The organism is Streptomyces sp. NPDC051976, assembly GCF_040680795.1.
GTDB lineage: Bacteria > Actinomycetota > Actinomycetes > Streptomycetales > Streptomycetaceae > Actinacidiphila.
Genome location: NZ_JBFAXL010000080.1, coordinates 20334 through 32917, shown reverse-complemented (window position 1 = coordinate 32917; position 12584 = coordinate 20334). Strand labels below are relative to the sequence as shown.

Annotated in this window: 9 protein-coding genes; 5 read left to right on the top strand and 4 right to left on the bottom strand. The window is 64.7% G+C overall.

From position 1 onward, the window contains the following. Nucleotides 1-168 precede the first annotated feature (168 nt). Together AB0M29_RS41020 and AB0M29_RS41015 are read right to left on the bottom strand one after the other, a co-directional pair. Nucleotides 169-2328, bottom strand: coding sequence for a hydantoinase B/oxoprolinase family protein (locus AB0M29_RS41020; protein WP_365391986.1), 2160 nt, complete (start codon nucleotides 2326-2328; stop codon nucleotides 169-171). Nucleotides 2329-2339: 11 nt separating this feature from the next. Beyond that, nucleotides 2340-4469, bottom strand: a complete 2130-nt coding sequence (locus tag AB0M29_RS41015) for a hydantoinase/oxoprolinase family protein (protein WP_365391984.1) — start codon at nucleotides 4467-4469, stop codon at nucleotides 2340-2342. A 477-nt stretch (nucleotides 4470-4946) separates the two neighbouring features. Between AB0M29_RS41015 and AB0M29_RS41010 the strand changes: the two genes are divergently transcribed. From AB0M29_RS41010 to AB0M29_RS40990, 5 genes are all read left to right on the top strand, one after another. Next, on the top strand, nucleotides 4947-5678 hold the full coding sequence (locus tag AB0M29_RS41010) for an IclR family transcriptional regulator (RefSeq protein ID WP_365391982.1): 732 nt from the start codon (nucleotides 4947-4949) through the stop codon (nucleotides 5676-5678). A 158-nt stretch (nucleotides 5679-5836) separates the two neighbouring features. Next, nucleotides 5837-6808 (top strand): phosphotriesterase-related protein, encoded by a 972-nt coding sequence (locus tag AB0M29_RS41005; RefSeq protein WP_365391980.1) that lies wholly within the window; start codon nucleotides 5837-5839, stop codon nucleotides 6806-6808. A gap of 345 nt (nucleotides 6809-7153) precedes the next feature. Continuing rightward, entirely contained in the window at nucleotides 7154-8248 is a 1095-nt protein-coding gene (locus AB0M29_RS41000) for an iron-containing alcohol dehydrogenase (RefSeq protein WP_365391978.1), read from the top strand. Between the two features lie 57 nt (nucleotides 8249-8305). After that, nucleotides 8306-9760, top strand: coding sequence for an aldehyde dehydrogenase family protein (locus AB0M29_RS40995; RefSeq protein WP_365391977.1), 1455 nt, complete (start codon nucleotides 8306-8308; stop codon nucleotides 9758-9760). Next, entirely contained in the window at nucleotides 9757-10452 is a 696-nt protein-coding gene (locus tag AB0M29_RS40990) for a class II aldolase/adducin family protein (RefSeq protein WP_365391975.1), read from the top strand. The genes AB0M29_RS40995 and AB0M29_RS40990 overlap by 4 nt, the downstream gene beginning before the upstream one ends. A gap of 39 nt (nucleotides 10453-10491) precedes the next feature. On the opposite strand, the gene AB0M29_RS40985 is transcribed toward AB0M29_RS40990, so the two are convergent. Both AB0M29_RS40985 and AB0M29_RS40980 read right to left on the bottom strand, forming a co-directional pair. After that, nucleotides 10492-11220 (bottom strand): IclR family transcriptional regulator, encoded by a 729-nt coding sequence (locus AB0M29_RS40985; protein ID WP_365391973.1) that lies wholly within the window; start codon nucleotides 11218-11220, stop codon nucleotides 10492-10494. 207 nt (nucleotides 11221-11427) lie between these two features. Next, nucleotides 11428-12513, bottom strand: a complete 1086-nt coding sequence (locus tag AB0M29_RS40980; RefSeq protein WP_365391971.1) for a Zn-dependent alcohol dehydrogenase — start codon at nucleotides 12511-12513, stop codon at nucleotides 11428-11430. Between the last annotated feature and the right edge of the window lie 71 nt (nucleotides 12514-12584).

Here is a 12584-nt window from a genome sequence, read left to right as displayed (position 1 = left end):
TGAAGGGCCACAAAACCTTCATCTTCCGCACAGCATCACTTCCAGAAGTTGCCTACGACCAACTCCTTTTCATGTTCAGGACACAAGACCAGGGAAAATGGAGAAGCGCAACTGGAGTATTAGGACGCCTTGAGCCGGGTCGCGTCCCAACGGACAGCGCCTGCCCGCTCAGTCGAGTTCAACACTCGTGAGGTCCGGCGCGGCGATGTGTGCCACCTCGCATTCAAGGAGTGTTCCGCATGCGGGGCACGCGAACTCGCGGAGTTCGAGTTCAATATGTAGGCGGATGTACGGGCCGTGTGACAGCGGGTCGACGACACGGCGGACCGCTCTGGCTTTCCAGTCAAATCCCGGGCCGAACGAATGGCTACATCGGCACACGACAGCTCCGTCGTCGAGCAGAAGCAGTGACGGGGCCAGCGCCCGCGAGCCCGGAACGTCCACGAAGGAGCGTGTCGTGCTCGGGGCGTGTCCGATGCGCGCCCGCAGTACCGCCGCGCGCCGCGCTTGTGTCGCGGACTCATTGACACCGCCGGAGCGATCCACGACAACGCCATACACTTTGTCGGCCTGTTGTTCGGAGACGTAGCCGTCGACCGCGTCGGCCGCGACGTCCTGCGGATCACGATCGATCGGGTCCCCGAACCCACCACCGCCCTGGAAGCTGTAGGCGAGTACATCACCCTGGCGTAGGGTGAAGAACCCCGGTTTGGCCCCCAGTTCGACCTTCTCGCCGGGCCAGGCGGCCAGTGCGCCGAAGTCGGTTACCGCGCCGATCGGCGACCGCCCGTCAATACCCTTCAGTACCTCGTTGCGGTTACACGCCCCCTCGTAGCCCCCGAACAGCCCCACACTGTTCGGCACTTCAACGCCGTGGCCGACGATCATGGTCTCCAGGCTGGCGACGTCGTGCGGAGTGAAGGCGAGGCCGACTGTCGCGCCGCCGCGCTGACGACCTGGTCCCCCCGAGTCCGGGATGAGGGCCCGATAGAGATACAGCACCGGGCCGGTCGCCTCGTGGCTCTCGACATTCGTGATCGCTGGACGAGGCACGCAGAAGTCCCCCGACGCGTTCAGCCCATCGTGATCGTGGTACGCGCCCCCGCCTCCGGCGGTCGAGTCGAGGAGGAAGTTGCCGTATGGCTGGCCGTCCCGGTTGCTCCCCGAGAGGACCAGCGCTGTCATCGACCCCTTGGTGACCGCCGTCGCGTCCGATTCGGATTCCGCCGACACAACGGCGAGACGAGACAGTGCGGCCACGCTGACGTTCGTGACCACCCAGATAGAGCCGATCGTCGCCGACGAAACGGGGGCCGGCCACTTCGCGTTGACGACGGTGCCTTTGGGCGCACGGATCGTCAGCGGGCGCAGGAGACCCTCGTTCCACCGCAGCCCCGAGCCGAGAATCGGCAGTACGGCGGTGAAGACCCCGCCCACCAGCCCGGAGTATGTGGCGTTGATAAAGCCCGGCGCCTGGGGGGACGTACCTTCGAAATCGAAGATGAGCTCGTCACCCGACTTGGTCAGTGCGAGGTGGTACTCGTAGAGACGGTTCTCGTGGCCGTCATGCTCGAGGTAGTCGATCGCGCGGAACGTTCCGTCAGGTAGTGCCTTGAGCCGGCGTCGGAGCTGGTCCTCGGAATGCTCGATCTCCATCTCCATCACGCGCAGGACCTGGTCGACTCCGTAGCGGTCGCACAACTCGCCGAGCCTGCGCCCCGCGACGGTGTTGGCCGCGATCATGGCTTTGAGATCGAGTCCCACCGCCATCGGCAGGCGGGTCATCCCCATGATCATCTGCCAGATGTCCTCGCGGATCTGCCCGCCCTCGACAAGTTTGACACCGGGCAGCAGCATGGCCTCCTGCTGGATGTCGGTCGCCTTGATGGACCAGCTGCCGAAGTTCATCCCACCGATGTCGAGCTGGTGCGCACAACATCCCACCCAGGAGATGTGGACCCCGTCATAGAACACCGGAGCAACCACGGAGACATCAGGCTGGTGGAGGGCGCCGCGATAGGGATCGTTGAGGACGAACATGTCGCCCTCCCTGATACCGGGATTCACCGAGAAGTCCTTGACGATACTCCGCACGACGCTGGCCATGGAGCCGGAGTGGAACAGCACCTGCGGCCCCATCGTCACGATCGCTCCATCTGCGAGATAGGTGCCGACATTGAAGTCTGTCGCGTCGGTGACCACCGGCGATCCAGACACCGCCTGGAGCGTGATCGCCTGTTCCTCCGTGATGGCAGACAACCGGTGGCGAACGACCTCGAATGTGATCGGGTCGATCTCCGGAAGGTTGTCGATGACCTTCGAGTTCATGGTGCGAAGCCTCAAATCGATGGAGTGATCAGAAGATTGCCGATGTTGTCGATCGTGACGTTCTGGTTCGCACCGATGTAGACGGTCGTGGTGGGGTGCTCGACGATCGCGGGGCCGAGGATCTGTACGCCCTTGTGCAGCGCGAACCATCGCACGATCGTGGCGTCGACCCATCCGCCACTGTCCGCGTCATAGACGGGTCGCGTCGAACCCTCGAGCGCTTCACGGGTTTCGGACTCGAGCACGGCGAACGCCGGACTCGGCGTGTGCCCGACGGCCTCCACCCGGAACGTTGTCAGCTCGATGCCAGCCTCGCGGAACGCCGCTCCGCGACCGTACGTCTGCTCGTACGTCTCCTCGAAGTCCTCGATGAGTCGCTTGGCCGCGTCGGAGTCGAAAGGACCGTCACCCACGGGGGTGATCAGCTCGTGCGTCTGGCTCCGGTATCGGACATCGGCGCTGCGTGTGATCTCGATCTGGTCTTCCGGCACATCGCTCTCGCGGATTTTGCCCCGGCAGATGCGCTCGAGGTCGGCGAAGACCTCGGCGATCCGCATAGTGTCAAGGTCCTGCCACGGCGCGGTGTTACCCGGGGCCGTCCGCAGAAGGCGAGAGATCTCGGCGGAGTGGTGGATGTCCGATGCGAGCGCACCGTAGGCGGAATGCGTCATCGAGGTGGCGGGCACCAGGATCTGCGTGACACCCAGGTCTGCTCCGAAGCCGGCGCAGTGCATCGGCCCTGCGCCGCCATAGGCGTAGAGCACGAAGTCCCGTGGGTCCATGCCGCGTCCGACGGTGAGCTCGCGCAGGGTGTCCGCCATCTTCGAGTCGACGATTCGGCGGATGCCGGCCGCGGCTTCGACCGTGCTCAGTCCGAGCGGCCCCGCGATCTGCTCGTGGATGGCGGCCTCGGCCGCCTGAGTGTCGAGATTCATCCGGCCTCCCAGGAAGGTCAGCGGGTCGATGATCCCGAGCACGAGGTCGGCATCGGTCACCGTGACGCGCGTGCCGCCGCGCCGATACGCCACCGGACCGGGAAACGCCCCGGCGCTCTCGGGCCCGACCAGCAGTTTCCCGTCGACGACCCGGGCGATCGATCCGCCGCCCGCGCCAATCGCGGTAATGTCGACCATGGGAGCCGATACGTGGTACTTGCCGACTTCGGTCACACCCGAGACCACCGGACGCTTGTCGACGATCAGTCCCACATCGAAGCTCGTCCCTCCCATATCAGTGGTGATGACATTGGGGTGCCCGAGCTCGGAGGCGAGGTACCGCGATCCGATCACGCCGCCAGTCGGTCCACTGGCGAGAAGGAGCACGGCCCGCGAGGCCGCGTCCCTGGCGCTCATCACGCCGCCGATGCTGTTGAGCACGCTGAAACGGCCGCGTAGGCCGCGCGCTTTCAGGCTGCTCTCCAGCCGCTCCAGGTATCTCGCCACCGTCGGCCCGAGGTAGCTGTTCAACACCGTCGTCGCCGTTCGCTCGTACTCGCCGAGCACGGGGCTCACCTCACTGGAGACGCTGACGTACGCGGCGTCTCCAGCCATTTCGAGGATGATCTCGCGGACCCGTCGCTCGTGCTCGGGATGCCGGAAGGACCACAGGAAGCACACCGCGAAGGACTCGGCTCCGCCCTCGATGAGCTGCTCGACGGAGGCCCTGGCGGCCTTCTCGTCGAGCGGGACGAGGACGTTTCCCGCCTGGTCAACCCGCTCCGGCACCTCGGCGATCAGTTGCCGCGGGACGATCGGCATGGGATAGCTCCGGCTCCTGAACTGGCCGAGAGACTCGGTCGGCGTTCCCGCGGTGAAGCCCATCAGACGCTGGATTATCAGCGTGTCGCCGAAGCCTTTTGTCGTGATCAGCCCGGTGGTTGTGCCGTGTCGCTCGATGAGTGCGTTCGTCGCCTGAGTCGTTCCGTGACCGAAGCTTTCGACCTTTGAAAGCATCTCCTCAAGCGACTCTCCCCGCTCTTCAGCGACTAGCTCAAGAGCAGCGAAGACTCCCTCCTCCAGGGAGTGCGGGGTTGTGGGCGCCTTATTCGTCAGCACACGACCCGCCCTATCCATCACGACCAGGTCAGTGAATGTGCCGCCGGTGTCGACGCCGACGTACAGCGTCTCGGTGCCTATGTCCATTACTGCGCTCCTGATGCGTATGAGTAACGGTGTTGCTGTCGCGCGGGAACCACGTGTCGGGGGCTGAGCTGCCCGCCTCGTTCGAGGCGGGCGACAGTCGGCGTTTCTGGCGCAGTACTGCAGCAGCAACGAAGCAGCGACGCCACTTTTGGACGAGGCTAAGCGGGCGTTTTCGGGCTGTCGAGACGGGTTTTCCTGTCTGCGGAAAGTGGGCCATCGGTCGAGGGAGTGGCGTGCCTACACTGGTGGCTTCCTTGCCGTAGCCGAGTTGACGATGCTTGGGCCAAGGTCTCGGAGGGGACATGTCATGAATGGTCAGCAGGGCGAACACCGGGGTACGGTGTGCCATTTCGGTCTCGCGACCGTCACGGATGCCACCCGCCCATGACAGTGAGGGCAGATCTCAGCGAGGGCGGACGAACCAGTTCGGATCTCCGCGCCTGCCGGACAGACGCCGGCGGCGACAAGCTCCCGCCGATGGCGTCGGTAGACAACGCGCTGCGGATCCTGTTGCTCCTGAACGAGCGCCCGTTGGTGCGCGTGTCCGAGGTGGCGAGTCGACTCGGCATCGCCGTATCCAGCGCGCACCGCCTGCTCTCGGCGCTGGTCTACCGGGATTTCGCGGAGAAGGATCCCGCATCCCATGCCTACTCAAGCGGGTCGGTCGTGCGGGCGCGCTCGGGTGGTTTCGGCGCAATCGACATTGTGGCGGCGACACGACCTTATATGGAGCTCTTGAGCCGCGAGCTGGGCGAGACCATTCAGCTTGAGGTGTTGCAGGGCAGAGAGGTGAAGTTCGTCGGCGCGGCCGAGAGTGGCAAGGCGCTCAGGACCGCCTCCCGCGTCGGGTCGTCGATGCACGCCCATTGCTCATCGGGGGGGAAGGTACTGCTGGCGGATCTGGAACCCGCGAAATTTCGGTCACTGTATCGCGACACGCATCTGCCCTCGCGAACGCAGAACTCCATCACGAGCAGATCCGAGCTGGAGGCCGAGCTCGCCACGGTCAGGCGGCGGGGGTATGCGATGTCTGTCGGTGAAAGCGAACGCGACGTCGCGGCCGTCGCTGTCGCGATCCGCGACGCCTCCGGACACGCCGTGGCCGCGATGGCTGCGTCGGGGCCACACTCAAGGATGCGGTGCAGGTTCATGATCGCGATTTCGGAAAGGCTTTTGTGGGCGGCGCGTCAGATCGCGGGCGGACTGTAGATCTGCGCATCGACATTTTCCGTCCAGGAGAAAGACCGTTTGACGGTCCGCGCGGCTACACACAGGTCGGGTGTGAACCGCCTTCAAGAATACCGAATGGGTGACGTTGCCCGACAGAAAAGGCCACCGGGTTTTTCCGGGCTCTTATCGGAGGTACCATGTCTGCGATCCCCACCGTCACCGGAACTCTCGACTCTACCGAACTCGGCCGCACCCTTGTCCATGAACATGTGTTTATCTCGGGTGAGGAATATCGACTGAACTATCCGGGCGGGTGGGACGAGGAAGCGAGAGTGGCCGCGGCCGTCGACGAGCTCAACGAACTCCACGCCACCGGCATCGACACGATAATGGACCCGACGGTCCTCGGACTGGGGCGATACATCCCACGAATGCAGCGAGTCGCCGCTCAGACTCCTCTCAATATTGTCGTAGCGACCGGCGTGTACACCATGAACGACCTTCCGCTCCAGTTTCAGTACCGAGGCCCGGGGTGCCTGGTCGACAAGCCAGAACCCATGACATCTCTTTTTATTTCGGACATCGTGGACGGAATCGCGGACACCGGGGTACGCGCCGCTTTCCTGAAATGCGCGATCGACGAGCCGGGCCTGACCGAAGGCGTTGAAAGGGCAATGCGGGCGGTGGGGCAGGCGTCCATCGAAACGGGGGCGCCTATCACGGTCCACACGAGCGCGATCGACCGAACCGGGCTGATCGCTCAGCGCGTCTTGCGGTCCGAGGGCGTCGACCTCAGCAAGGTCATCATCGGACACTCCGGCGACACCGCGGACCTGGACTATCTGTGTGCCTTGGCCGACGCTGGCTCCTATCTGGGGATGGACCGGTTCGGAGTCGACACACTGCTCCCGCTGGCTCGGCGAGTGTCCGTCATCGTCGAACTGGTCCGCCGCGGTTACCTGGACCGGATTGTGATAGCCCACGACTATCAGTGCTGGATCGACTTCTACACCAACGCCGAGAAGCGCGAAACTTTGGGTTCCGACTGGAGTTTCCGATACATCAGTGAGCAGGTTCTGCCTGCCTTCCTCAAGGCGGGGCTGACCGAGGACCACATCGACGCCATGCTTGTGCGCAATCCGCGACGTCATCTCGAAGCAGGGCGATAGCACACCTCTCGTGGCCCCGGGAAGCAGAGAACATCAGAGGTCCAGGACGCGATTGGTAGCCACCGTTTCCGCATGAAGGAAACGGTAGCTCGACCGGAGTGATAGGCCATCATAAAATCCCCATAGCCCTGCGGGTCCCGCGCCGCGCAAAACCAGATGCCGCGGGACACCGTCGAATTTTTCTGGCTTGAACGCGTACCGCATGGTGCGAATTCGACAACTCTGTTTCATGAGGAGGCGTTTTGTGTTGCACGAAAAGCGCGCCTGTCGCTCCGATGGTTCCGTGCCCGACACGCGCGATGCAGCGAGCAGCGGAAGGGCGCCCGTGTGGAGCGCTGGGGCCCGATGACTAGCCTCACCTTCGCGACCGGCACCCGCATCATCACCGGGCTGGGGGCGCTGCGGGAACTTCCGGATGAAATCGGTGAGCTGGGCACCAGGCGTCTTGTTGCCGTACTCGACCGGAGCCTGGTCGAGCACGGCGTCCTAGACGTCATCAGCGCGGCGGACGGGGAACTGGACACATCACGAATCGTGCTGGTCGATCCCGACCCCGGCGTCAGCGATGCCGAGCGCGCGGCGGAACAGGCACTCGCGTGGAACGCTGACTCGGTGCTCGCCGTTGGCGGCGGCAGCGCTCTGTGCGCAGCAAAGGCGATCGCCATCCGGTTGACGAATCCCGGACCACTGCTCGACTACGAAGGTACCGGCAAAGTGCCGAACCGACCGGCGCCTACCATCGCCGTTCCCACGACGGCCGGCAGCGGCGGCGAGGTCTCAAACGCGCTTGTGCTTCACGAGCCTGGCCGTGACCGGGAGATCATCATCCGTGGCCCCGGATACGAACCGACTGTCGCGATACTGGACGCCACCCTTCTAGCCGGGCTGCCCCGCACGCCCATGCTGTACGCCGCCATCGATGCGCTTTCGCATGCCCTGGAGGCATTGTGGACGCGACGGCGCACATCTTTCACGGACTCCCTCGCTGAGCACGCCGCGCAATCGATCTTCGCGGATCTGCCGCGTGCTCTCGAAGACCGGGAGCCGGAGACGCTGCAGCGTCTGCTGGAGGCGAGTTGCGCCGCGAACCTCGCCTGCGGAAACACCGGCCTGGGACTGGTGCACGCGCTGTCTTGTGCGCCCTCGGTCGGCCTGCCTCATGGATATCAGAACGGCGCCTTGCTGCTGCACGTCGGCCAGTTCAACCGAGACGCGATGGACAAGCGTCACCAGGCGTATCTCGAATCAGCGGCCGGGCTTTTCGACGCAGTTGCCTTCCCCGGAAAGTTCGAGCCCAACGATCTGGGCCCTGAAGCGGGCGCGGCGATGCTGGCCGCAAGCAGGTCCCATGTATTCCGCGCGAACAATGTCCGGGACTCGGCTGACAGCGACATCTCGACGATTCTCGCGGCCGCCGGTGTGCCACCGGCGGTCGGGTGACTTTCCCGCCGTGGCGAACGGCGTCCAGCGATCCCGCTCAAGCATCAGGGAGACACGATGAAGAACGTTGTGGACACGCGTCCCATGTTTGTCGGTGGCAAGGCCCGACCGGCATCCGACGGCGGCACCATCGATGCGGTGAACCCGGCCAATGGCGAGCTTATCGCCCGTATTCCCAACGCGACCGCCAGCGACGTGGACGACGCGGTCAGCGCAGCCAGGCAGGCGTATCCGTCGTGGCGTCGCCTGGAACCACACCAGCGGGCCGCGGCACTGTTCTCGCTCGCGACGGCGATCGACGAGCACGCCGAGGAACTCGCGTTGTTGGACGTGCAGGACAATGGGAGCCCTATCCGGGAGATGCGCAACGATGCCAGAGTCGCATCGGCTCAGCTGCGATACTTCGCCGGCCTCGTGCTCCACACCCGCGGCGAGACGATTCCGACGTCGTTCGACCGGCTCAACTACACGTCGCGTGAGCCGTACGGCGTGGTGGCCCGGATCATCCCGTTCAATCATCCGCTCATGTTCGCGGCGTCGAAGATCGCAGCACCTCTCGCTGCTGGCAACACTGTGATCCTCAAGCCGAGCGAGCACACAAGTCTCTCGGCCCTTCGGTTGGCCGAGTTCGCCAGCGAAATCTTCCCGCCAGGCGTTCTGAACGTGGTGACCGGATACGGTACTACTGCGGGCGATGCGCTGGTCGTTCATCCCGACGTCCGCCGGCTCGCGTTCATCGGTGCGGCCGACACGGGCCGAGCCATCCAAGCGCGGGCCGCCGATGTCGCCGTGAAGTCCGTCACCCTGGAACTCGGCGGCAAGAACCCGCTCGTCATCTTTCCGGATGCGGACCTCAAGGCCGCGGTGGACGCCGCGGTCCGCGGTATGAACTTCACTTGGCAGGGCCAGTCATGTGGATCGACCTCACGGCTGCTGGTGCACCAAGCCATCTACGACCGCTTCGTGGGGGTCCTTTCGGCCAAGGTCGATGCGCTTCGGTCCGGAGTGCCTGACGATCCCGACACCGAGACCGGCGCCATCATCAATGGATCGCAGTTCGACAAGGTGAAGACCTACATCGAACTGGGCAAGTCAGAGGGTGCGCGACTGGCCGTCGGCGGTGACACGCTGTCGGATGGGGTCTTCGCCGGCGGACACTATGTCCGGCCGGCTCTGTTCACGGATGTACGACCGGAGTCGCGGCTCGCGCAGGAGGAGATCTTCGGCCCGGTCCTGGCGGCGATGCCGTTCTCGGACTACGACCAGGCCGTCGGAATCGCGAACAACGTTCGCTTCGGTCTGACGGCGAGTGTGTTCACGCGAGACCTGTCCACCGCGCTGCGATTCGCGCGGGACGTCGAAGCCGGCTACGTCTGGGTGAACGATGTGTCGCGGCACACTCCGGGCGCCCCCTTCGGCGGATTCAAGGATAGTGGTCTCGGACGCGAAGAAGACATCCACGAACTTCTCTCCTATACCCAGACCAAGAACGTCCATGTGAGCTTCGCATGAGCGCCGATATCCGCGAGCTCGTCGCGACCGCATCGCAAGTCCTCGGCGCGGCCGGGCACGCAGACCTGGTTTGGGGACACGTGTCGGCAAGGGACCCGGACGGCCGGGGAGCGTGGCTGAAGCACAGCGGCTGGGGGATGGAGGAAGTTACCGCGGAGCGCGTGCATCTCGTTGGATACGACGGCGCAGTCATCGAGGGCGGTGGCGCCCGGCACAAGGAATATCCGATTCATACGGAGACATTCAGAGCGCGACCAGATGTGCATGCCGTGGTCCACACGCACAGCCGGGCGGCCCTGGCACTCTCGGCCAGCGGCCAGCAACTGCGGCCGGTGAGTCACGAGGCGAACTTCTTCGTTCCGCCGGCTGTCCCCCACTTCACCCAGACCGCAGACCTGATTCGGACGCCGGAGCTGGGTAGCGCGATGGCTGCCGCGCTCGGTGACGCACGTGCGATATTCCTGGTCAACCACGGCATCGTTTGTGTCGGGCCCGATGTGCCGAGCGCGGTCGTGGCCGCAGTGCTCCTCGACCGCGCCTGCAGCCAGCAAATCCTGACGATCCAGGCCGGCCCACTGCCTCACTGGTCGGACGACCGTGAGGCACTTGAGAAGCGAAACAACGTCTACGGCAGTGCCGTCAACCAAGTCTGGGAGTATCTGGTCAGACGCCTGCGTTCGAACGGACGATGAGTCCGCGGCGGCGGCCCAGACCGACCGGGTGTTGATCGCTCAAAAGAGACTGCCGGAGATTCGACGGGCCGCCGAGGAGAGCGACTCTGACATGGCGATCATCAGCTGGCGGGACATTCGCGATCGCGGCCCGGACGCCGCGATCGCGGCGCGAGCCCGCCCGGTATGATCGCGCACCGCGACGGCAACGGCAGCGACGCCGGGCTCACCCTCGCCCAGCGACATCGCGTATCCGACGCGTCTGACCCTCGCCAGCTGACGCTCCAACTCGCCTCGGCTCGTGATGGAGTCCGGTGTACGGCTCGGGAGACCCGGGTCCGGCCAAAGGGCCCGTAGTTCGTTCGGCGACAGGTCTGCCAGCAACACCTTTCCACCCGATGTGCAGTGGGCCGGCATCGAAAGCCCGACGCGAGACGCCGTTCGGAGAGCTTTCGTACATTCCGACGAGCCGATGAACCTGACGTTGCGCCCCTGCAGGACGAGGAGTTGTATCGTCTCCCCCAGTTCGTGGCTCAGAAGATCAAGATACGGTCGCGCGACCACCGCCACGCCGCCCTGGCCGCTGGATTGAGGGCACATGACCGATCCGCTCGCATAGGCGTGCGTTGTCAAATCCTTTTCGGCGAAATCCCGGTAAACGAGCGCCGAAAGCAGTCTATGCGCCGTGGATACCGACACTCCCAACTGCGCTGCCACGTCCGAGACACGCACCGACGGGTGCTCCCAAAGAAGAAGCAGAGTCCGCAAAGCATTGTCGACCGAAGTCATGGGCGCTGTGCCATTCGGCTCGTGTAGATCAGCAGACTCGAACATTGTCACTCCTGCTCAGGGCCTCGGAGTCAGCATGAGGAGCTGGACAACGCCGGTGGAAAGTACGCCCGGCCGAACAGAACAGCAAGACAAATATGTACGCATATGCGGAAAAAGAACTTTCACGGCTAATGACGCACCTTGTGGTAGCGGCTGTCGGCGAGATCAGAACCGGACCACGCTCCTGACTACCTCACCGCTCTCCATGGCGGCGAAGGCGTCGTTGACGTCGTCGAGACCGACCTCGCGGGATACCAACCCGGTCAGGTCGAGCCGACCCGCCTTCCACAGTCCCAGCAGACGGTGGAAGTCCGTGCGGACATCCGCGGAGCCGTAGAAGCAGCCCAGGAGTCTGCGCTCGGTGTAGAACAGCTCCAGGGCGCTGAAGGTCACCTGGTCGGTGGCACTGCCCGCACCGACTATGACCGCGGCACCGCCGCGTCGCGTCATGTCCCAGGCCTGCCGTATGGTCGCCGATCGTCCGACGACCTCGAAGACATAGTCGAAGCCCGCTCCCCGCGTCAGCGACTGTGTCGCTTCGGCGGCGTCGTCGGAGATGACGGCATGTGTGGCACCGAACGCAAGGGCGGTCTCCAGCTTGGCGGGCACCCGGTCAACGGCGAGGATGGTGCTCGCACCCGACAGCCGGGCGCCCTGGATCACGTTGATCCCGACCCCGCCACAGCCGATGACGGCGACGCTGGAGCCCGGTTCCACCTTGGCGGTGTTGATGACGGCGCCGACTCCGGTCATGACGCCGCAGCCGATCAGCCCTGCCACCTCGAACGGCACCGACTTGTCGATGGGTACGACGGCTTCGGCCGGCACCACGGTCTCCTCCGCGAAGGTGCCGACGCCGAGGCCGATCGCGATGTCGCCCGCGGAATCGGAGAGCCGCGAGGGCAGGCCGGCCCGCGACTCCTGGACCTCTGTGCACAGGTGCGGCTGACCGGCCAGGCACACTGTGCAGCGGCCGCACGGCGGGACCCACGCCAGGATCACATGGTCGCCAGGCTGGACGCCAACTACGCCAGGGCCGACCTCCAGTACCTCGCCCGAGCCTTCGTGACCCAAGGTCATCGGAAGCGGCGTGCCGGTGGTGAGGGTGCCGTTCTGCAGGGACAGGTCGGAATGGCAGACACCACTGGCCCGCATGGCGACGCGTACCTCACCCGGCCCCGGGTCCCGCAAACGCAGGTCGTCGGAGATGACGAGCGCCTCACCGACCGTCCGCAACACAGCACCTCGCACGGAACCCTCCACATGATAGATCGCATGAATTTTGCAATTTCGTTCTTGCCCGGTCGCCGTGGTGACCGTCC